Below are 20,638 nucleotides of genomic sequence, written 5' to 3' on the forward strand. Positions count from 1 at the left end.
CCGACGGGGGGTCGTGAGTGGTAATGAGGGTTCTAACCGTCATTACCACTCACGAGCGGACAAGCGAGTCGGAAGCGTCAGACGAGTTCGGAGGAGACGACCGCGGGCAGCTCCCGCAGCCGCGCCAGCAGGGCCTCGACCTCGGCTTCCTCGACCAGGAGCGCGCACGTCATGGTGCTCTCCCGGACCCCGTCGCGGACGTCGACCGACAGGTCGTGGACCAGCCTGCCGTGCCGCGCGAGCGCGTCGACCAGGCCGGGGATCTGCTCGACGCCGCCGACGAAGTAGGTGGCGATCCGGCGGCGGACCATCAGCGACGAACGAGGGGCGGGAACCGGGAAAGTGGTGAGCGACATCGTGGGTCTCCAGGAACGGGAACGGACTGGCCAGAGGGCCAGGTCCCGGGAAGATGCCCCGTGTCGACGGGTCGCCGGACTGCGCGCCGGCGACCTGGTTTCAGCCGGCGCGCTTGACTACTACGAGTCGGGTGAAGCGCTGCATGGGCGAAAGGCTAGCACGCTACCGGAGGACGTCAACGGCTACAACCGCAACCGGGCGCCTTGCTCACGGATGTGCGCGGCCGAGCCGCAGTCCAGATCGAGTTGCCGCCTGCGCTCCGCGGCGAAGGCGCGCCCCAGCGCCGTACGGTCCGAAGTGGACATCGTGCGGCGGAGTTCGTTCAGTAGTCCGCGCTCCTCGGCCCTGATATGCGCGTCGACCGAATTCTCCAGTGCCACCAAGGCTTTCTCGGAGTCGGTGGACTCCAGCACCGCCAGCAGTTCGTCGGCGAGGCCGCTCTCCGTCCCATCAGGACGGACGATCCGGTCCGTGGCGGTGACGTGGGCGACCAGGGTCGCCGACAGCTCCGCGACCAGTGCCGGGCGATCGGCCTCGTCGTTGCGGAGGTCCCGGAACAGCTGCTCGATCCGGCGGTGATCGGCCAGGACGACCTCGACCAGGTCGGAGCCAGGGGGAGCGGCGGCGGGCCCCGGCCGCATCCAGCCGAACGTCAGCTCCACGGCCTGGCGCCAGTGCGCGTACTCGCTGTCGCGGCGGGCGGGGTTCATGGACGGCAGCCATTGCCCGGCGCGGTGCCAGTTGCGACGCAGCCCCTCCAGGTCCGGCCAGTATCCGACCGACAACCCGGCCGCGTACGCCGCGCCCAGCGACACCGTCTCGGCGACCATCGGGCGGACCACCGGCACGTCGAGGACGTCGGCGACGAACTGCATCAGCAGGTTGTCGGCGGTCATCCCACCGTCCACTTTGAGCGTCGACAGCGCCAGCCCGGAATCGGCGTTCATCGCGTCGACGACCTCGCGTGTCTGCCAGCCCGTCGCCTCCAGCACGGCCCTGGCCAGGTGTCCCTTGGTGATGTACGACGTCAGCCCGGCGATCACGCCGCGTGCCTCGCTGTGCCAGTGCGGCGCGAACAGGCCCGAGAAGGCGGGCACGATGTAACAGCCGCCGTTGTCCTCGACCGTACGGGCCAGCGTCTCGATCTCGGGCGCGCTGCCGATCAGTTCCAGCCCGTCGCGGAACCACTGCACCAGCGACCCGGTGACGGCGATCGAGCCTTCCAGCGCGTACACGGCGGGTTCGTCGCCGATCTTGAAGCCGACCGTGGTCAGCATGCCGTGGTCCGATAGCACCGGCGTCGGGCCGGTGTTGAGCAGCAGGAAACTGCCCGTGCCGTAGGTGCACTTCGCCTCGCCGGGTGCGAAGCAGGTCTGGCCGAACAACGCCGCCTGCTGGTCACCGAGCGCCGCCGCGATCCGGATCCCCGGCACCACCCGCGACGTCGTCCCGTACACCTCGGTCGACGGGCGGATCTCCGGCAGCATCGCGCGCGGGACGTCGAAGAACTCCAGCAGTTCGTCGTCCCACGACAGCGTCCGCAGGTTCATCAGCATGGTGCGGGAGGCGTTGGTGACGTCGGTGACGTGGACGCCGCCGCCCGCCCCGCCGGTCAGGTTCCAGATCAGCCAGCTCTCGACCGTGCCGAACAGGACGTCACCGCGTTCGGCGCGTTCCCGCAGGCCGGAAGTCCGGTCGAGCATCCACCGGATGCGGGGCGCGGAGAAGTACGTCGCCAGCGGCAGCCCGCACAGCTGCCGGACGCGGTCCGCGCCCGGCTCGCGGGCGAGTTGTTCGAGCATCGCGTCGGTGCGGGTGTCCTGCCAGACGATCGCGCGCCCGACCGGGTTGCCGGTGTGCCGGTCCCACAGCACGGTGGTCTCCCGCTGGTTCGCGATGCCGAGGCCGACCACCTGCGCGGCTTCGGCGCCGGCGTCGGCCAGCGCCTGCGGCACGATCCGGCCGACGTTGCGCCAGATCTCCGTCGCGTCGTGTTCCACCCAGCCCGGCCGCGGGAAGTGCTGCTGATGCTCGCGCTGGGCGACCGACACCAGCCTGCCGCGCGCGTCGAACAGGATGCACCTTGTCGAAGTGGTGCCCTGATCGATCGACATCACGTAGCGCTGGACCACGCGAGCACCTCCATCACCATCGGGACGCGCCGAGATCGCGGGAGACCGCCCGTGCCGCGTCGCGCACGTGCCCGAGCAGCCGCGGGATCGGGCTGCCGTCGGCTTCGCAGATCCGTTCCGTCGCGCCGGACACCCCGATCGAGCCGACCACGATGCCGCCGTGACCGCGGATCGGGGCCGCGATCCCGGCCTCGCCGGAGATCATCTCGCCGTTCTCGCTCGCCCAGCCCGCCTCGCGGACCTTGCCGCAGGCGCGTTTGATCGCGGTCTGGGTGACCAGTGTCCGGCGGGTGTAGGCCTCCGGTTCGCCGGTGCGCAACGATGCCACGAGACCGGTGTCGTAGGCCAGCAGGACTTTGCCGAGCGCGGTCGCGTGCAACGGCAGAAGCGTGCCGACGTCGAGGGTCTGCAGGCTGTCATCGGGCCGGAACACGTGGTGCACCACCAAGACCCTGCCCTCCAGCGGCGCGCCGATCCGGACGGCCTCGCCGCTGCGCGCGGCCAGGGCGTCGGCCCAGTTGATCGCCCGTGACCGGAGTTCGTTGACGTCGAGGTAGCTCGTGCCCAGGTGCAGCAGTGCCGCCCCCAGTTGGTATTTCCCGGTGTCGCGGTCCTGTTCGACAAAGCCGACCCCTTGCAGGGTGCGCAGGATCCCGTGCGCCGTTCCCTTGGCGAGTTCGAGGGAATCGGCGATCTCGCCGACCCCGAGTCGGCCGGAACCACGCGCCAGCAACCGCAGGATCGCGGCGGCGCGCTCGATGGACTGGATCGGACCGGGCACGGCCCAACCGTAGCCCGACCGGCCCTGATTCGACAATGTCGAACATCGTCTCCGGGCGTTCGACAATGCCGACCGGTGTCCGTTGACCCCGGGTTTCCCCGAACTTAACTTCGGCCTCAGCAGGGCAACGGTGTCCTTTGTGGAGGAAGCAATGGTGCGAAACCTCAAGGCTCGCGGACTCGCGGGCGAACTGGCGGCGGAGTTCGTCGGGACGATGATCCTCATCCTGTTCGGCTGCGGGGTGGTGGCTCAAGTCGTCGCCGCGGGCATCGGGGACCACGACAGCATCGCGTGGGCGTGGGGAATCGGTGTCACGCTCGGTGTCTACGTGGCTTCACGGATCAGTGGTGCTCATCTGAACCCCGCCATCACGGTGGCCTTGGCGGTGTTCAAGGGTTTTTCCTGGCGCAAGGTCGCCCCGTACGCCTTGGCGCAGACCGCCGGCGCGTTCCTCGCCGCGCTGCTCGTGCGCTGGAACTACACCGAGGTGCTCAACGCCGCCGACCCCGGCCTCACGATCAAGACCCAGGGCGTCTTCTCCACTCTTCCGGGTAACGGCACGCTGCCGGTGGGTGACTGGGGTGCTTTCCGTGACCAGATCATCGGAACCGCGATCCTCGCCTTGGTGATCTTCGCCATCACCGACCTCCGCAACACCGCGCCCGCCGCGAACCTCGCCCCGGTCGTCGTCGGTTTCCTGGTCGTCGCGATCGGCATGGCCTGGGGCACCAACGCCGGTTACGCGATCAACCCCGCCCGTGACTTCGGTCCCCGGCTGATGTCCTGGCTCACCGGCTACGACACCGCGTTCACCGACCAATACGGCTATCCGTACTGGTGGATCCCGATCGTGGCCCCGGTCATCGGCGCGGTCATCGGCGGCGCGATCTACAAGTACTTCATCGAGCGCTACCTGCCCGCCGATCCCGCTCCGGAAGCCTTGCCCGCCAAGGATCTCGAGCCCGCCGCCTGAGCCGTCCTCAAAGGAGAGACAGAGATGCCTGACTACATCGGCGCCGTCGACCAGGGCACCACCAGCACTCGGTTCATGATCTTCGACCACGGTGGCAACGAGATCGCCCGCCACCAGCTCGAACACGAGCAGATCCTGCCGAAGCCGGGCTGGGTCGAACACGATCCGACCGAGATCTGGGAGCGGACCCGGTCGGTCATCGCCACCGCGCTCAACAAGGCGAACCTGACCACGGCCGACCTCGCCGCGCTCGGCATCACCAACCAGCGCGAGACCACCGTCGTGTGGAACCGCCGCACCGGCCGCCCGTACTGCAACGCCATCGTGTGGCAGGACACCCGCACCGACCGGATCGCCTCGGCGCTGGACCGGTCCGGCAAGGGCGACGTCATCCGGCGCAAGGCCGGGCTGCCGCCCGCGACGTACTTCTCCGGCGGCAAGCTGCAGTGGATCCTGGAGAACGTCGACGGCGTCCGCGAAGACGCCGAAAAGGGCGACGCGCTCTTCGGCACCACCGACACCTGGCTGATCTGGAACCTGACCGGCGGGCCCGACGGTGGCGTGCACGTGACCGATCCGACCAACGCGTCGCGCACGATGCTGATGGACCTCGAAACCCTGGCGTGGGACGACGAACTGCTGTCGTTCTTCGACATCCCCAAGCAGATGCTGCCGTCGATCGCGCCGTCCTCGAACAACGGCCGGTTCGGCGTCACCCGCGCGGACGGCCCGCTCGGCGGCGAGGTCGCCATCACCGGTGTCCTCGGCGACCAGCAGGCGGCGACCGTCGGCCAGGTGTGCTTCCGGCCCGGCGAGGCCAAGAACACTTACGGCACCGGCAATTTCCTGTTGCTCAACACCGGTCACGAGGTCGTGCGGTCGAAGCACGGCCTGCTGACGACGCTGGCCTACCAGTTCGGCGACGAGAAGCCGGTCTACGCGCTGGAAGGCTCCATCGCCGTCACCGGTTCCGCCGTGCAGTGGCTGCGCGACCAGCTGGGCATCATCAGCGGTGCCTCGCAGAGCGAGAGCCTCGCCCGCCAGGTCGAGGACAACGGAGGCGTCTACTTCGTCCCCGCGTTCTCCGGGCTTTTCGCACCGTACTGGCGTTCGGACGCGCGCGGCGCGATCGTCGGGCTCACCCGCGCCACCACCAACGCGCATCTGGCGCGGGCGACGCTGGAAGCGATCTGCTACCAGACCCGCGACGTCGTCGAGGCCATGCAGAACGACTCGGGCGTCACGCTCGATGTGCTGCGGGTGGACGGTGGCGTGACCGCGAACGAACTCTGCATGCAGCTGCAGGCCGACATCCTCGGCGTGCCGGTGTCGAAGCCGGTCGTCGCCGAGACCACCGCGCTCGGGGCCGCCTACGCGGCCGGTCTGGCCGTCGGGTTCTGGAAGAACACCGACGAGCTGGAGCAGAACTGGAACGAGGACAAGCGCTGGACTCCGTCGTGGACGGACGAGCAGCGCGCCGAGGGCTACGCGGGCTGGCAGAAGGCCGTCGGCCGCACGCTCGACTGGGTCGAGGTCGAGTGAGCCCGATGAACAGGAGGAACAGAGTGACACCCGTACCGCTTTCCCCGGTCTACCGCGCCGAGGCGCTGCGCAAGCTTGCCCGCGAAGAGATCGACGTCCTGGTCGTGGGCGGGGGAGTGACCGGTGCCGGCGTCGCGCTCGACGCGGCGTCGCGCGGGCTCTCCGTCGCACTCGTCGAGGCCCGCGACTTCGCCGCCGGGACGTCCAGCCGGTCTTCGAAGCTGATCCACGGCGGGCTGCGTTACCTGGAGAACCTCGACTTCAAGCTGGTCCGGGAGGCGCTGAAGGAACGCGGTCTGCTGCTGCAGACGCTGGCGCCGCATCTGGTCCGCCCGGTGAAGTTCCTGGTACCGCTCAAGCACCGTGTCTGGGAACGCGGCTACATCGGCGCGGGTGTCACGCTCTACGACACCCTCGGCGGAGCGCGCGCCCTGCCGCGGCACCGGCATCTGTCCAAACGCGGTGCGGCCAAGGTCGCGCCCGGCCTCGCGGACGACGCCTTGATCGGCGCCATCCAGTACTACGACGCCCAGGTCGACGACGCCCGGCACACGATGACGATCGCACGGACGGCGGCCGAGCAGGGCGCCTCCGTCCTCACCCGTGCCCGCGTCACCTCGCTGATCCGCGATGGTGAGCGTGTCGTCGGCGCCAAGGTCGTCGACCGTGAGAGCGGTGCGGAGATCGAGGTCCGGGCGAAGACGGTCGTCGCGGCCACCGGCGTGTGGAGCGACGACATGGCCGAGGCGGCGGGCATCCCGGCGCCGTTCACCGTGCGCGCGTCGAAGGGCATCCACCTGGTGGTGCCGCGCGAGAAGATCGACCTGGACACCGGGCTGATCCTGCGCACCGAGAAGAGCGTCCTGTTCGTCATCCCGTGGGGACGGCACTGGATCGTCGGCACCACCGACACCGAATGGGATCTCGACCGCGAGCACCCGGCGGCCAGCCAGGCGGACGTCGACTACGTGCTCGATCACCTCAACGCGGTCCTGCGCACGCCGATCACCGCCGACGACATCGAAGGCGTATACGCCGGGCTTCGGCCGCTGCTGGCCGCGAAGGCGACCTCGACGACGAAGCTGTCGCGGGAGCACGCCGTGGCGCATCCGGTGCCCGGTCTGGTGATCGTGGCCGGTGGCAAGTACACGACCTACCGGGTGATGGCCGCGGACGCGGTCGACGTCGCCGTGGAGGACCTCGGCCGCCCGGCGCCGTCGTCGTGGACCGAACGCCTGCCGATCGTGGGTGCCGCGGGGTACCACGAACTGTGGGGCGCGCGGCACTCGCTCGCCCAGCGCGCCGGGCTGCCGATCGGCCGGATCGAGCACCTGCTCCAGCGCTACGGCACCGCGGTGGAGGACATCCTGGAGTCGATCTCGGAGCGTCCCGAACTGGGCGAGCCGATCCCGGGGACGGCGGAGTACCTCAAGGCGGAGGTCGTCTACGCGGTCTCGCACGAGGGCGCGCTGCACCTGGAGGACGTCCTCACGCGCCGTACGCGGATCTCGATCGAGGAGCGGGACCGCGGGGTGACGGCGGCGCCGGTGGTGGCGGAGCTGATGGCGCCGCTGCTGGGCTGGGACTCGCACAAGCGGGAGCGCGAGGTCACCAACTACCTCGCGCGGGTCGAGGCGGAACGCTCCGCCCAGGTCCAGCCGGACGACGAAGCGGCCAACGCCAGCCGTCTGGCCGCCCCGGCCCTGCTGCCGAGCTGACCCCCGCGCCCGTCACGGGCTGCGTTTAGTCCTCTGGATGCGGTTCTTGCGTATGCATCTACCGCATCCAGAGGACTGAATGCTTACTTCAGCCAGTCGAGGTAGCGGGTCGGGGCGAGGCGTGCGCCGTCCTTGGTGGTGAGGACGTCGCCGCGTACGGCGGAGAACATGCCCGCGGTCTCGTCGGTCGTCACCGAACGCGTGTCTCCCTTGGCGGACAACGTGATCCGGCCCAGTTCGTCCAGCGGGTAGACGTCCGGGCCGCCGACGTCGAGGGTCCCGTTCAGCGGCTTCCCGGCCGAGACCTCGGAAACGGTGGCGGCGACGTCGGCCGCGGCGATCGGCTGGATCGGCGTGCCGGGCAGGCGGACCGTGTTCTCGTCGGCGGTCCAGGACAGGACCGCGTCGACGAACTCCATGAACTGGGTGGCGCGGACGATCGAATAGGGGATCCCGCTGCTCTTGAGGATGTCCTCCTGCAGCGTTTTTGCCCGGTAGTAGTCGAGCTCGGGGACCTGGTCGACGCCGACGATCGACAGGATCACGAAATGCCCGGTGCCCGCCTTCTTCGCCGCGGCGACGAGGTTGTCCATCGACGTCCGGAAGAACGCGGGGGACGCCTCGTCGAAGGTCGGGGAATTCGTGAGATTGACGACGACGTCCGCGCCGTCGAGGGCGGCGTCCAGGCCCTGGCCGGTGAGGAGGTCGACCCCGGTGGACGGCGAATGCGGCACCGCCTCGTGCCCGGCGTCGTTCAGGTTCCGCACGACCTGCGAGCCGATCAGCCCGGTCCCGCCGATGATCGCGAATTTCATGGCCCAGTGCCCTTCGTTGAGGGGTGTCCGCTAACCCGGACACCGTATGTCCGAGAATGATACTCGGACACATTGTGTCCGAGTCAAGGGGCGGGTTAGAGTCATCCGGGTGAAGATGTCCGGCGGGGTGGAGTGGGCCCTGCACTGCTGCGTCGTGCTGACCTCGGTCGACGAACCCGCGCCCGCCGCGCGCCTGGCGCAGCTGCACGACGTCTCCCCGAGTTACCTCGCGAAGCAGCTCCAGGCGCTTTCCCGCGCCGGCCTGATCCGGTCGGTGCAAGGGAAGGCGGGCGGCTATGTCCTCACCCGGCCGCCTTCGGAGATCACGGTGCTCGACGTCGTCGAGGCGATCGACGGGCCCGGCCCGGCCTTCGTCTGCACCGAGATCCGGCAACGCGGTCCGATGGCGACGCCGCCCGAAGCGTGCACAGCGCCCTGTGCCATCAGCCGCGCGATGGCCAACGCGGAAGTCCAGTGGCGAGCGGCCCTGCGCGCGGTCTCCATCGCGGATCTGGCCGAGGACGTCCGCGGTGACTACGGGCCGGGCGCGCTCGCCGGGATCGGCGCCTGGTTCAAGGCGGCCGAAGGCTAAACCGTCGCCTTGGCCGTCGTCTTGGCCGGTCGCATCAGCGCGGTGGTCACCATGGTCGCCAGCACCAGCGCGGCCGCCGGCACGAGCGCCTGGATCAGGGAATGGCCGCGCAGGAAGACGGTGCCGAGTACGGCGATCCCGAGCGTCGTGCCCAGTTGCTGCACCGCGTTCAGCAGCCCCGCCGCCGATCCCGTCTCATGTGGACGGACGACGGACAGCGCGGTCGTGAAGAACGGCACCGTGAACAGGCCCAGCCCGAGCCCGCCGATCCCCAGCGCGAGCGGCAGCGGGCCCGCCATCGCCAGCAGGATTCCCGCGAGCAGCAGCGTCAGCCCGGCGAACGCGACCCGCGGCCCGTACCGGGGCACGAGCCACTGGCCCGCCACCCACGACGACACGGCCAGCCCGCCCGACCACGGCAGCAGCGTGAGGCCGGACGCCAGTACGCCGAGCCCCTCATCGAGTTGCTGGTGCAGGACCACGACGAGCATCACACCGTTCATCACCGCGAAGAACAGGGTCGAGGTCACCAGTGCCGCGGGGAATCCGCGGTGACCGAACAAACTCGGCTCCACCAAAGGATTCCGCCGCCTGCGCTGGTGGAAACCGAACACCACCAGCACGGCGGCGCCGCCGGCGAACAGGGTCCAGTCCCACCGGTCGATCAGCGGGTACACCAGCAGTCCGACGCCGAGTGAAGCGAGAAGGGTCCCCGGCACGTCCAGCCGGACCGGATCCGCGGCCCGGTCCTCCGGCAACAGCCGTCGCGCGGCGAGGATCGCGAGCGAGATCGGCACGTTGACCAGGAACGCCGCCCGCCAGGACACCAGATCCGTCAGCAGGGCGCCGAGCAGCGGCCCGCTCACGGCGGACAAGCCCACCACGGGACCGTTCCAGCCCAGTGCCGCGGACAGCGCCGGACCGGTGTACATGGCCTTGATCAACCCGATCGTCTGCGGGATCACCAGTGCGGACGCCAGTCCCTGGACCGCTCGAGCGCCGATCAGCACGCCGGTGTCCGGCGCGAGCGCGCAGCCCAGCGACGCGAGGGCGAACACGGCGACGCCGGACAGGAACACGCGGCGGCGGCCCAGCAGGTCACCGAGCCTCCCGCCGGTGATCAGGAGCATCGCGAACGGGAGGGTGTACGCGGCGCCGAACCACTGGATGTCGGAAGCGGCGCCGCCGAGTTCGGCGTGGATGGCCGGACCGGCGACCTGCGTGATGGTCGCGTCCAGCACGTTCATCGCCTCGGCCGCGAGCAGGGTACCGAGCGCGGCGGAGCGGATCTTGGTTTCTTGCATGACCACGATGATGCGGCGAAGATGGTGATTGTTTCCTGTGTCGCGCGGCGAATGGATGAAATGTTCCATGCTTGACGAAATCGACCGTGGTTTGGTCCATGCGCTGCATCTCGACGCGCGGGCTTCGTTCAGCGGGATCGGGACGGTGCTCGGTGTCTCCACGCAGACCGTCGCCCGCCGCTATCAGCGGCTGCGCGCCGAAGCGGGGTTGCGCGTGGTGGGCCTGCCCGACCCCGGCCGGACGGGGCTGACCCAGTGGCTCGTGCGGCTCACCGCGCAGCCCGCCACTGCGCGGACACTCGCCCGCTCGCTGGCCAGGCGGCCGGACACGTCCTGGGTCAAGCTGACCTCGGGCGGCACGGAGATCGTCACGATCGCGCATACACCGAAGGATTCGCCGAGTGCCATGCTGCTGCACGACATCCCGCGCACCGCGAGTGTCACGGCGGTGTCCGCGCACCTCGTGCTGCACACCTACCTCGGCGGGCCGACGGCGTGGCGCGGGCGGCTCGCCGCACTGACCGAAGACCAGCAGGAAGCGTTGCGGCCCAAGGAAATCGTCGCGGACGACGCGCCGCTGACCACCTCGGACCGCGTCCTGATCGACGCCCTCCGTCCCGACGGCCGGCTGGGCAACGCCGACCTCGCGGCCGCGACCGGCCTCGCCCCGGCGACCGTGGCCCGCCGCCTCGCCGACCTTCGCGCGCGCGGCGTGCTCTTCTTCGACGTCGAGATCAACGCGGCCCTGTACGGCGTGACCACCCAGGCGTTCCTGTGGATGGCCGTCGCGCCCGCCGACCTCGACGAGGTCGCGACGACGCTCGCCACGCACGACGAACTGGCGGTGGTCGCCGCCACGACGGGGCCCACCAACCTGATCGCGCAGGCGCTGTGCCCGGACACCGACGCCCTGCACCGGTACCTCACGCACCGGCTCGGCGCGCAGCGCGCGATCCGCACGCTGCACACCGCGCCGGTGCTGGAGATCGTGAAGGCGGTCGGACCGCTCACGGCTTGAGCCACGGGCACCGATCAGGAATCGAGAAGCGCCGGAACCGGGGATCTCCCTAGCGTCAACGCCATCGGCAACGACCTCAGGAGGTTCCCATGAGCAAGCGAATCCGGACGTTCCACCGCTGGACGTCCCTCGTCTTCGTCGCGACCGTCATCGTCTGCTTCGTCGTCGTGGCGCAGGGCGATCCGGCCCAGTGGGTGCTCTACACGCCCCTGCCGCCGCTCTTCTTGCTGATGTTCAGCGGGCTGTACCTGTTCTTCCTGCCCTACACCGCCAAGCGGCGCGGCAGGCGCGTGGCGGCGGGGAAGTGATCTACCCGTGGCCGGGTGCCATGTCAAGCCTTAGTTCATGGCAAAAATTAACGGTCGGCGTACCTGTCCGAAACTCTTGACTGCATGTCCGCCGCCGGTGAGGATCGGCCGGTCCCCGCCTCCCGCAGAATGGACCAGACCATGGCAAGACGTTCTCGTGCGCACCGAAGTCCGCTCGTCGCCTTGATGAGCCTCGCCCTCCTCGGTGGCACCGTCGCGGCCGCGCCGTCGGTGGGCGCGGCCGAGCAGCCCGTGATCGGGAAGCCCGCCCTCGACCGGGACGGCTGCGCCCGGATCGAGAAGAGCCTGCCGACGCTCGCTGACTGGCCGAAGGTCGAAAGCCGGTTCAAGGGCAAGGCCGGCGACGAGCAGCGGATCGCCCAGCTCCTCAAGGGAATGACCCTCGAGGAGAAGGTCGGGCAGATGACGCAGCCCGAGATCGCGGCCATCACCCCGGACGAGGTCCGCCAGTACTCCATCGGCTCGGTCCTCAACGGCGGCGGTTCGTGGCCGAACCAGGACAAGCACGCCTCGCAGCAGGATTGGCTGAAGCTCGCCGACGCGTACTGGGACGCCGCCAAGAGCAGCCGGACACGGACGCCGGTGATCTGGGGCATCGACGCCGTGCACGGCAACAACAACGTCTACGGCGCCACCGTCTTCCCACACAACATCGGCCTCGGCGCGGCGCACGACCCGTGCCTGGTGCGCGACATCTCCGCGGCGACGGCCCGGCAGATCCGCGCCACCGGCCAGGACTGGGCGTTCGCGCCGACGCTGGCGGTCGTGCGGGACGACCGCTGGGGCCGCACCTATGAAGGGTTCTCCGAGGATCCGCGGATCACGCGGGCCTACGGCTACGAGGCGATCAACGGCCTCCAGGACGGTTCGACCAAGCGCATCGGCTACAACGGCGTGATCGGCACGGCCAAGCACTTCATCGGTGACGGCGGCACCCTCAAGGGGCAGGACCAAGGGGTCAACCCGGCCTCCGAGGCCGAGATGATCAACATGCACGGCCAGGGCTACTACGGCGCGCTCGCGGCGGGTTCCCAGACCGTGATGGTGTCGTTCAACAGCTGGACCAACGCCGAACTCGGGATCAACGAGGGCAAACTGCACGGCAGTGACAAGGCGCTGAACCAGATCCTCAAGGGCAAGATGGGCTTCGACGGCCTCGTCGTGTCCGACTGGAACGGCATCGGCCAGGTGCCGGGCTGCACCAACTCCTCGTGCCCGCAGGCGATCAACGCGGGCATCGACATCGTGATGGTGCCGAACGACTGGAAGGCGTTCATCACCAACACCGTCGCGCAGGTGAACGGCGGGCAGATCCCGGTCTCGCGGATCGACGACGCGGTGACCCGCATCCTGCGCGTCAAGCTGCGCGCCGGGCTGTACGAAGCGCAGAAGCCGTCGGACCGCTCCTACGCGAACTCCGACGAAGCCCTGACGGAGAAGTGGCTCGCGCGCGACGCGGTCCGCTCGTCGCAGACGCTGTTGAAGAACAACGGCGAGGTGCTGCCGCTGAAGCCGAAGTCGAAGGTGCTGGTGGTCGGCAAGAGCGCGGACAGCATCCAGAACCAGACCGGCGGCTGGACGCTGAGCTGGCAGGGGACCGGCAACACCAACGCCGACTTCCCGAACGCCACGTCGATCCTCGCGGGGCTCAAGCAGCAGCTCGGCGATGTCAACGTCACCTTCGACGAGAAGGGCGACACCGACCCGAAGGGCTACGACGCCGTCATCGCCGTCATCGGTGAGACCCCGTACGCGGAAGGCGTCGGCGACCTGACCCGCAAGACGCTCGAAGCCTCGAAGCTCTACCCCGAGGACCTGGCCGTGCTGGACAAGGTCCACGGGAAGGGCACTCCCGTCGTCACGGTCTACGTGGGCGGCCGCCCGCTGTACATGAACAAGGAGATCAACCGCTCGGACGCGTTCGTGGCGGCCTGGCTCCCCGGCACCGAAGGCGGCGGCGTCGCCGACGTGCTCGTCAAGGGCGGCTTCAAGGGCACCCTGCCGTACTCGTGGCCGAAGAGCGCCTGCCAGACGCCGTTGAACGCGGGCGCGGCCGAGTACGACCCGCTGTTCAAACTCGGGTACGGCCTCAAGACCGGGCAGGGTGTCACGGTCGGGCAGCTGGACGAGACCGCCGGGCCGGTGTCGTGCGGCTCGACCGGTGGCGGCGGGACCGCGACCGAGGACCTCGAACTGTTCAACCGGACGGATGTCGCGCCGTACAAGGGTTTCATCGGCTCCGCACAGAACTGGGGCGGCACCGAGATCGGCCCGGACGGCGTCGCCTCGCACGCCGAGATCTCCGTCGTCCAGTCCGATGTGAACGTCCAGCAGGACGGGCTCAAGTCGACCTGGACCGGCACCGGCCCGGCGCAGCTCTACTTCCAGAACCCGGCCGGCACCAACGATCTGCGCGGTTACCTCAACGCCGACGCGGCGCTGGAGTTCGACACCATCGTGCATCAGGCGCCCGCGAACCGGACGGTGATCAGCATGCACTGCGTCTACCCGTGCTTCTCCGAGGTGAACGCCACCAAGCTGTTCACCGATCTGGCGGGCTCGCCGAAGTCGACGGTGAAGATCCCGGTGTCGTGCTTCGCCAACGGGCTGGATCTGGAGAACGTCAACACGCCGTTCCTGGTGTACACGGACGGGCAGTTCTCGGCTTCGTTCGCGAACGTGCGGTGGGTGCCGAAGGGGGCTCAAGATCCCGACGCCCGGCCCTGCTCAAGCCTGAGCTGACCAGTCCCGCTCCGGTCTCGTGAGTGGTAATGACGGTTCTAACCGTCATTACCACTCACGAGGAAGTGGACGTGGGTCGCGCGTGGCTGAAGGGCGCTTTCCCCGCATCGCATGCGGGGAAAGCGCCCTTCGCCGCGTGAGATGAGGGGTAAGGCCCCTTCAGCCACGCCCCCGCGACCCGGAACCCCAGGATTGCACCACTCACGAGGTGGGGAGGGGCCTTGCTTGTCGCAGTTAGTCGACTAAATGCGGCCGGTCACGAGGACGGGAGGGGCTCAGGAAGGCCGGTTCATGTCGGGGATCTCGATGTTCACCGGCCTGCCTTCCGAGAGCCACAGCCGGATGTACTGCCGGATCGCCTCGTCCAGCACCCAGGCGACCGGGGGCACCAGCGGCAGCGGGATGAGCTTCTCGTGGAACGCCACCAGCGCCGGGAACGCGGTGCCGATCAGCGGATCCCAGACCGGCTCCCGCGGGATGCCGTTCCACTCGGAGACCCGGTCGCCGACGATGTACCGCGCCAGCGCGTTGACCATCGGCCGGTCGGCGCCGCCCGGGCTGGTCTGCTCGGCGAGCATGTCGAGGAGGATGTCGGTGAGTTCGACGCCTTCGCGCGTCGGTCCCATCGCCGGATCCAGCACCTGCGCGGACTGCGCGTAGGCCGCGTTCCAGGTCGCGGGCAGGTACTCGTCGCTGATCCCGAGCATATGGCCGGTCACCTGCCAGCTGTGCAGGTAGGCGGCGGAATGCGCGGCGGAGACGCGGACGCGCCAGTCGGTCAGCTTGCGCATGGTGTAGGTCGGCAGGGTGTGCCAGGTGACCAGCATGTCGTTCTGGCTGATCGGGATTCCCTGCTGCCAGTGGGGAGACTGCGGCAGCAGATGCCGGACGGCGGCGTGCACCAGCCGGGTCTTCACCGCCGAGACGATCATCTGGCCGTCTGGCCGGTAGGCGTTGAGCGAACCGACGTCGTAGCCGAGTTTGGCCGTCTTCGCGACGCGGTCCTTCATGTCCGCGCCGCCCTTGGAGTAGTAGACCGCCCTGGCCTCGTTCGGGATGGCGGTGCTCAGCATCCCGCCGCCGAGCCCGTTCAGCAGGTTGACGAACCGCCCGCTGACCTTCATGAAATCGGCCGCCTGGTCCAATTTGGACTGATCGGCCCACGATGGCAGCCGCCGCGCGTGCTCGACGAACTCCCGCAGGTCCGGCGGTAACCCGGACGGCGTCGGCTGGTCGTTCCTGGTCCAGGTCCGCAGCGCCTCGTTGACCGCCGCGACCTGTCCCCGGTCGAGGACCGCGGCGACCACCGGATCGGCCTCGGCGTCCCACACCCATTTCGGATCGGTGCCCGCCCCCGTCCCGGCCACCGAACCGCTCGGACTCCACGCCCAGGCGGGCCGGGCCATCCCCATGGCCCCCAAGAGGGTCGCTCCGCCACTGACGATCAGCATCTTGCGTCGATTGAGTTCGGTCATGCGCCAGTACTCCTCCTTGAGTCCCGGACCTGCGGGTTGGTACTGTGATACAAGTAGTGCAACCGCGTATCTCAAGGAGAGCACAATCATCGCGAAGACGCCAGACCCGGATTCGTTGCTGGAGCGCGCCCTCGCCGACGCGCTCGAACGCGCCGAGGAAGGCGACGAGATCGCGCTTCGGCTACTCGACGCCGCCTACGAACAGTTCTGCCGGATGGGGATCCGCCGGTCCACCATGGAGGACGTCGCCCGCCGCGCCGGTGTCTCCCGGATCACCGCGTATCGCCGGTTCGCCACCAAGGACGCCTTGGTCGAACAGGTCGTCCGCCGCGAGTTCCGGCGCTATTTCGACCAGTTCCTGCTCGACATCCAGCACGCCGAAACCGCCGCGGACCGCGTCGTGCTCGGTTTCGCCAGCGCGTTGCGGGCGATCCGGCACAACCCGTTGATCGGCGGCCTCATGGCGGTCGAGCCCGACGTGCTCGTCCCGTCGATGGTCAGCGACGGCGGGAGCACGCTGGCTACGGTGCGGCGGTTCGTCGCGGGCCAGCTCCGCCGCGAGCAGCACGCGGGCAACGTCTCGGAGGACGTCGACGTCGAACTCGTCGCCGAACTGATGACCCGGGTCTGTTCCTCGTTCCTGATCACGCCGAGTCAGGTCGTCGATCTCGACGACGACGAGCAGGTCCGCGAGGTGGCTAGGCGGTTCCTCGTCCCGATGCTGCGGCCGCGACCAGACCGCTGATCAGCAGATCCAGCGCCCTGGCGAAGTCCCGCTCGGAATCGGCCGCCGCCAGCGAGGGCAGTGCCCGGCTGAAGTGGGGCAGGACGGCAGGGTCGACCCGCCGGAGGTAAGGGTCCATCTGCTCCTGCTCGGCTTCACCGCGGCGTACCGTCGTGAAGCCGACGGTCGTGAGCAACAACGAGCCGAAGATAAGGCTGTTCAGGGCGCCCAGCGTCTCGCGGATCCCGTCGCCCTCGAAGCCGGCTTCGTAGAGCGCGCCGACGAGATCGTCGATCGGCAGCAACGCCTGCAACGAGTTCGGATTGGCCTCGTCGGTGGCCAAGGCCATGGGCACCACCGGGTGCTCGGCGAGTACGCGATAGATGTTCAGCACGGTGACCCGCACCCGCTCCGGCCACGGCGCCGCCGGATCCGCGCGCTCGATGCGGCTGTAAACGCGCTCCGCGATGCCGTCGAGGATGTCGGTCTTGTTCTGGACGTGGTTGTACAGGGCCATCGCCTCGACGCCGAGCGTCTTGGCGAGCTTGCGCATCGAGAGTCCCTTGAGGCCCTCCTCGGCTGCCAGTGCGAGCGCCGCGTCCAGAACCTTCTCCCGGTTCAACGGCTCTCTCCGCGTCATCTCACGTCCTCCGCTTGACAGGTTTACGGTGTATCTATCATATTTACGGTGTACGTTTACACTGTAAATACGGGGGTGCCGTGAACGACGTGATCATCGTGGGCGGCGGACCGGTCGGCCTGCTGCTGGCGGGCGAGCTCCGCCTGGCCGGGGCCGATCCGCTCGTCCTGGAAGCGGCCGACGGGTCGCTTCGCCGGAACCGGAGTTACGGAGTGCGCGGGCTCAACGGCCGCACCTCGCAATCTCTGCGGCTGCGGGGACTGACCGAGGCGTTCTCGGCGGCGCAGGCCGAGATGTTCCAAGTCGCCCGGGGAATCTCGCGCCAGATGAAAGGCAACCGTGCCAGGGGGCACTTCGCCGGTCTGCCGCTGGTCGAGGACGAGGTCCCGCCGGGTGCGGCCGGTGGGTTCATCCTCAAACAGCATGTGCTGGAAGGGATCCTCACCGAGTGGGCGACGGGGCTCGGCGTCCGTGTCCGTCAGGGCAGTGAGGTCGTCGACGTCGTACAAGAGGAGTCGTCGGTCCGCGCTGTGATCGCCGACGGCCGGTCCGAGCGAGCCGGCTACCTGGTGGGCTGCGACGGCGGCCGCAGCGTCGTGCGGAAACGGTCGGGGATCGCGTTCCCCGGTACGGGCGCGACGATGACCGGCCGGATCGCCCGGGCCGAACTCGCCGACCCCGGCGCGGTGAAGTCGTCCATGCACGGTCCCGGCGGGATGCTGAACCTGTCCCTGATCCCGGGTGAGATCGCCACCATGGAGTTCGACGGCGGACCGGGGGACCGGGACGCGCCACTGACGCTGGAGGAGATGCGGGCGAGCATCAGCCGCGTCAGCGGGGTCGACGTGCGAGTCGCCAGGCTGGACGGTGGAATCCGCTTCAGCGACAACACGCGGCAGGCCGCCACCTACCGGCGCGGGCGCGTGCTCCTGGCGGGCGACGCTGCCCATGTGCATTCGCCGGTCGGCGGGCAGGGACTGAACCTCGGCCTCCAGGACGCGATGAACCTCGGCTGGAAACTGGGCCTGGTGGTGCGGGGCGCGGCACCGGAGTCCTTATTGGACACTTACACCACCGAACGGCATCCGGTCGGGGCACGCGTGCTGCGCAACACGCGTGCCCAGATCGCGCTGATGCGTCCCGGTCCGCAGGTCGCCGCGCTCCGGGAGGTGCTGGCGGAGACACTGGAGATCCCGGCGGCCAAGCGGCATTTCATCGCGATGGGGAACGGGACCGAAATCGACTACGCGCCGGACGCCGAGCACCCGCTGGTCGGCCGCTTCGCCCCGGTGCCGCTGGTGTCCGAGGACGGTCGCGCGCTGCTGGTGACCGGCTCCGAGGCGATCAGGAAGACGGCGGACGGCCACGACCGGATCCGGACCATCGAGACGCGCACCGGCCCGGACTTCCTGGCGAGGCCGGACGGGTACGTCGCGTGGGCCACCTCGGACGGTGACACCGCCGGGCTGGCCGAAGCTCTCGCAGGGCTTGGGGTCTCGTGAGTGGTAATGACGGTTCTAACCGTCATTACCACTCACGAGGCAGGGCGGGCGACCAGGTCAGCCGAGGGTCCGTCTGGACGAAGCTGCCCAGCAGCTGATCGATCTGGGTCAGCACGTCGAGGTCCAGCGCCACCCCGGACGCCTTCGCGTTCTCGGTCACCTGCGCGGCGCTGCTCGCCCCGGTCACCACCGAGGCGACGGTGTTGTGCTGGAGCGTCCACGCGAGCGCCAGCTGGGCCATGGTCAGCCCGGCCTCGTCGGCGACGCCGCGCAGCATGCCGACGCGGTCGAGGAGATCCGGCAGGAGCAGCGGCCGGGCCTCGACCGCCTTCGCGGCCCGCGAGTCCGGGGGGATCTCGCCGGCCCGGTACTTGCCGGTCAGCACCCCCTGGGCGAGGGACACCGAGGCGAACTGGCCGATGCCCGCGCGTTCGCACACCGGCATCACCTGTGCCTCGGCGACCCGCCAGAGCATCGAGTAGTGCGGCTGGTTGGCGATGAGCGGGACACCGAGCCGGTCGGCGATCGGCTTGGCCTCCAGCAACTGTTCGGCCGTCCATTCCGCGGTGCCCGCGTAGAGGATCTTCCCTTGCCGCACCAGATCCGACAGCGCGAGGAAGGTCTCCTCCAGCGGGGTGCGGTAGTCGAACCGCAGCAACTGGTAGACGTCGACGTAGTCGGTGCGCAGGCGCCGGAGCGAACCGTGCAGCGACGTCGTCAGGTGCTTGCGGCTGAGACCGGCGTCGTTGACCCCCGGGCCTTCCGGCCAGAACACCCCGGTGCACAGCACGAGATCGTCACGGCGCGCGGAGGCCAGGGCGGCGGCGAGGTTCACTTCGGCGTCGCCGCCGTCCCAGGCCGCGGCGGTGTGGAACGTCGTGATGCCCGCGTCGAGCGCGGCCTGGACGCACTCCGCGCCGTCGCGATGCGTGAGCCAGTTGCCGTAGGAGAGTTCGCTGACGGACAGCCCGCTCGCGCCGAGCCTGCGGTATTCCATGCTCACCTCTTCCTCGCGCCGGCTTCGAGGATGGTGCGGTCGATCCACTCGTCGAGCCCCGCCGCCTTACGCGCGTAGGTCTCCCGCACCGATTCGTGCGGCAGGATCAGGAACTCCTCCGACGCCAGCCCGTGCACGACGGACTCCGCCACGTCCTCCGGTTCCAGCAACGGCGCCGCGGCGGCGATCGCGAGCGCGGCGGGGTGCCCGGCCGCGATCCCCGGCTCCAGCAACGCGGTCCGCACCCCGAGCGGGCACAGCGCGCTGACCCGCACGCCGCGCGGCCGGTAGGTGATGGCCAGCCATTCGGCGAGCCCGACGGCCGCGTGTTTGGTCACCGAGTACGGCGCGTCGCCGGGGGTGCCGAGCAGACCCGCTCCCGAAGCCGTGATCAGCAGATATCCGTGCCCCCGGCTCAGCATCGCGGGGAGCGCGACCTGGGCGGCGTGCACATGCTGCATGACGTTGATCGCCCACGACCGGGACCACTGCTCGTCGGCGGCGTGCACACCCGTCCCGAACGCGGCGCCGGCGTTGGAGCAGAACAGGTCCACCGGGCCGAACGCCGTACGCGCTTCGGTCACCAGCATCTTCAAGTCCTCTTTGGACGACGCGTCGGCGTGGCGCGCGATCGCGGCACCACCCGAGGCCGTGATCCCGGCGACGACCTCCTCCGCCGCGTCGAGATCGAGGTCGGAGACCACCACTCCGGCGGCGCCCTCGGCGGCGAACCGCCGGGCCATGGCGGCGCCGATACCGTGTGCCGCGCCGGTCAGCACGACGACTCGTCCTATCACTTCCACATGCGCTCCATGGTTATCGATACTGCTTTCGATGACAATTCTTCTGTTTTGTTATGCCGGTGAGCAATGCCCCGTCCAAATCTGGAATGGGGGTGATAAAAGTGCAGGTCAGAGGCTTGTTCTGAGCGTGTCGACATATTTGTTTCCGGCGCCGGACTTTAGCATGCGTTCCCTTGTTTTCCGAGTTTTCGCAC

At 69.2% G+C, this 20,638-nt stretch carries 18 protein-coding genes; 9 read left to right on the top strand and 9 right to left on the bottom strand.

Features of this window, described 5'->3' with window-relative positions; all coding sequences use genetic code 11:
- Positions 1 to 77: 77 nt before the first annotated feature.
- The 3 genes from L324_RS18755 to L324_RS18765 form a co-directional block, all read right to left on the bottom strand.
- A complete protein-coding gene (locus L324_RS18755; protein ID WP_037309798.1) occupies positions 78 to 356 on the bottom strand; it encodes a hypothetical protein in 279 nt (92 codons plus the stop codon).
- A 183-nt stretch (positions 357 to 539) separates the two neighbouring features.
- Entirely contained in the window at positions 540 to 2,489 is a 1,950-nt protein-coding gene (gene glpK, locus L324_RS18760) for a glycerol kinase GlpK (RefSeq protein ID WP_037309800.1), read from the bottom strand.
- Between the two features lie 13 nt (positions 2,490 to 2,502).
- Complete coding sequence (locus L324_RS18765) at positions 2,503 to 3,270, bottom strand: IclR family transcriptional regulator (RefSeq protein WP_037310208.1); 768 nt, start codon at positions 3,268 to 3,270, stop codon at positions 2,503 to 2,505.
- A 151-nt stretch (positions 3,271 to 3,421) separates the two neighbouring features.
- Here L324_RS18765 and L324_RS18770 point away from each other — a divergent pair, with 151 nt between their 5' ends.
- From L324_RS18770 to glpD, 3 genes are read left to right on the top strand one after another with little or no spacing between them, the layout of a single operon-like run.
- Positions 3,422 to 4,243, top strand: a complete 822-nt coding sequence (locus L324_RS18770) for an MIP/aquaporin family protein (protein ID WP_037309809.1) — start codon at positions 3,422 to 3,424, stop codon at positions 4,241 to 4,243.
- 24 nt (positions 4,244 to 4,267) lie between these two features.
- Positions 4,268 to 5,785, top strand: coding sequence for a glycerol kinase GlpK (gene glpK, locus L324_RS18775; RefSeq protein ID WP_037309812.1), 1,518 nt, complete (start codon positions 4,268 to 4,270; stop codon positions 5,783 to 5,785).
- Between the two features lie 5 nt (positions 5,786 to 5,790).
- A complete protein-coding gene (gene glpD / locus L324_RS18780; protein ID WP_037309815.1) occupies positions 5,791 to 7,503 on the top strand; it encodes a glycerol-3-phosphate dehydrogenase in 1,713 nt (570 codons plus the stop codon).
- A gap of 83 nt (positions 7,504 to 7,586) precedes the next feature.
- Here the strand turns inward: glpD and L324_RS18785 are convergent, their stop codons facing one another.
- The gene (locus L324_RS18785) at positions 7,587 to 8,318 is read right to left on the bottom strand and encodes an SDR family oxidoreductase (protein WP_037309818.1); all 732 of its coding nucleotides are present in this window, start codon (positions 8,316 to 8,318) and stop codon (positions 7,587 to 7,589) included.
- A 115-nt stretch (positions 8,319 to 8,433) separates the two neighbouring features.
- On the opposite strand from L324_RS18785, the gene L324_RS18790 reads away from it, so the two are divergent.
- Complete coding sequence (locus L324_RS18790; RefSeq protein ID WP_037310211.1) at positions 8,434 to 8,910, top strand: RrF2 family transcriptional regulator; 477 nt, start codon at positions 8,434 to 8,436, stop codon at positions 8,908 to 8,910.
- Here the strand turns inward: L324_RS18790 and L324_RS18795 are convergent.
- Entirely contained in the window at positions 8,907 to 10,214 is a 1,308-nt protein-coding gene (locus tag L324_RS18795; RefSeq protein WP_037310214.1) for an MFS transporter, read from the bottom strand. The two genes, L324_RS18790 and L324_RS18795, sit on opposite strands and share 4 nt — an antisense overlap.
- A 67-nt stretch (positions 10,215 to 10,281) precedes the next feature.
- Here L324_RS18795 and L324_RS18800 point away from each other — a divergent pair, with 67 nt between their 5' ends.
- The 3 genes from L324_RS18800 (at position 10,282) to L324_RS18810 (ending at position 14,303) form a co-directional block, all read left to right on the top strand.
- On the top strand, positions 10,282 to 11,232 hold the full coding sequence (locus L324_RS18800) for an Lrp/AsnC family transcriptional regulator (RefSeq protein ID WP_081736394.1): 951 nt from the start codon (positions 10,282 to 10,284) through the stop codon (positions 11,230 to 11,232).
- Positions 11,233 to 11,321: 89 nt separating this feature from the next.
- Complete coding sequence (locus L324_RS18805) at positions 11,322 to 11,540, top strand: hypothetical protein (protein ID WP_037309821.1); 219 nt, start codon at positions 11,322 to 11,324, stop codon at positions 11,538 to 11,540.
- A gap of 186 nt (positions 11,541 to 11,726) precedes the next feature.
- Entirely contained in the window at positions 11,727 to 14,303 is a 2,577-nt protein-coding gene (locus tag L324_RS18810; RefSeq protein WP_037309824.1) for a glycoside hydrolase family 3 protein, read from the top strand.
- A gap of 275 nt (positions 14,304 to 14,578) precedes the next feature.
- Here L324_RS18810 and L324_RS18815 read toward each other — a convergent pair whose 3' ends face one another.
- Complete coding sequence (locus L324_RS18815) at positions 14,579 to 15,778, bottom strand: oxygenase MpaB family protein (protein ID WP_037309827.1); 1,200 nt, start codon at positions 15,776 to 15,778, stop codon at positions 14,579 to 14,581.
- Between the two features lie 115 nt (positions 15,779 to 15,893).
- Here L324_RS18815 and L324_RS18820 point away from each other — a divergent pair, with 115 nt between their 5' ends.
- Positions 15,894 to 16,523, top strand: a complete 630-nt coding sequence (locus tag L324_RS18820; protein WP_152546909.1) for a TetR/AcrR family transcriptional regulator — start codon at positions 15,894 to 15,896, stop codon at positions 16,521 to 16,523.
- Here L324_RS18820 and L324_RS18825 read toward each other — a convergent pair.
- Positions 16,477 to 17,142, bottom strand: coding sequence for a TetR family transcriptional regulator (locus tag L324_RS18825; RefSeq protein WP_037309830.1), 666 nt, complete (start codon positions 17,140 to 17,142; stop codon positions 16,477 to 16,479). The two genes, L324_RS18820 and L324_RS18825, sit on opposite strands and share 47 nt — an antisense overlap.
- Positions 17,143 to 17,222: 80 nt before the next feature.
- On the opposite strand from L324_RS18825, the gene L324_RS18830 reads away from it, so the two are divergent.
- A complete protein-coding gene (locus tag L324_RS18830) occupies positions 17,223 to 18,644 on the top strand; it encodes an FAD-dependent monooxygenase (protein ID WP_051173965.1) in 1,422 nt (473 codons plus the stop codon).
- Between the two features lie 25 nt (positions 18,645 to 18,669).
- Here L324_RS18830 and L324_RS18835 read toward each other — a convergent pair whose 3' ends face one another.
- Both L324_RS18835 and L324_RS18840 read right to left on the bottom strand, forming a co-directional pair.
- A complete protein-coding gene (locus tag L324_RS18835) occupies positions 18,670 to 19,641 on the bottom strand; it encodes an aldo/keto reductase (RefSeq protein WP_037309833.1) in 972 nt (323 codons plus the stop codon).
- 2 nt (positions 19,642 to 19,643) lie between these two features.
- Positions 19,644 to 20,444: an SDR family oxidoreductase gene (locus L324_RS18840; protein ID WP_037309835.1), complete on the bottom strand. Its 801-nt coding sequence runs from the start codon at positions 20,442 to 20,444 to the stop codon at positions 19,644 to 19,646.
- Positions 20,445 to 20,638 lie beyond the last annotated feature (194 nt).

This window comes from Amycolatopsis orientalis DSM 40040 = KCTC 9412 (assembly GCF_000478275.1).
In the GTDB taxonomy this organism is placed as follows: domain Bacteria; phylum Actinomycetota; class Actinomycetes; order Mycobacteriales; family Pseudonocardiaceae; genus Amycolatopsis; species Amycolatopsis orientalis.

Coding starts and splice junctions, on each gene's coding strand:
- L324_RS18785 (WP_037309818.1), bottom strand. CDS start 8,318: ATGAAATTCGCGATCATCGGCGGGACCGGGCTGATCGGCTCGCAGGTC.
- L324_RS18805 (WP_037309821.1), top strand. CDS start 11,322: ATGAGCAAGCGAATCCGGACGTTCCACCGCTGGACGTCCCTCGTCTTC.
- glpK (WP_037309812.1), top strand. CDS start 4,268: ATGCCTGACTACATCGGCGCCGTCGACCAGGGCACCACCAGCACTCGG.
- glpD (WP_037309815.1), top strand. CDS start 5,791: ATGAACAGGAGGAACAGAGTGACACCCGTACCGCTTTCCCCGGTCTAC.
- L324_RS18800 (WP_081736394.1), top strand. CDS start 10,282: ATGCTTGACGAAATCGACCGTGGTTTGGTCCATGCGCTGCATCTCGAC.
- L324_RS18795 (WP_037310214.1), bottom strand. CDS start 10,214: ATGCAAGAAACCAAGATCCGCTCCGCCGCGCTCGGTACCCTGCTCGCG.
- L324_RS18770 (WP_037309809.1), top strand. CDS start 3,422: ATGGTGCGAAACCTCAAGGCTCGCGGACTCGCGGGCGAACTGGCGGCG.
- L324_RS18790 (WP_037310211.1), top strand. CDS start 8,434: ATGTCCGGCGGGGTGGAGTGGGCCCTGCACTGCTGCGTCGTGCTGACC.
- L324_RS18825 (WP_037309830.1), bottom strand. CDS start 17,142: ATGACGCGGAGAGAGCCGTTGAACCGGGAGAAGGTTCTGGACGCGGCG.
- L324_RS18815 (WP_037309827.1), bottom strand. CDS start 15,778: ATGACCGAACTCAATCGACGCAAGATGCTGATCGTCAGTGGCGGAGCG.
- L324_RS18810 (WP_037309824.1), top strand. CDS start 11,727: ATGAGCCTCGCCCTCCTCGGTGGCACCGTCGCGGCCGCGCCGTCGGTG.
- L324_RS18835 (WP_037309833.1), bottom strand. CDS start 19,641: ATGGAATACCGCAGGCTCGGCGCGAGCGGGCTGTCCGTCAGCGAACTC.
- L324_RS18755 (WP_037309798.1), bottom strand. CDS start 356: ATGTCGCTCACCACTTTCCCGGTTCCCGCCCCTCGTTCGTCGCTGATG.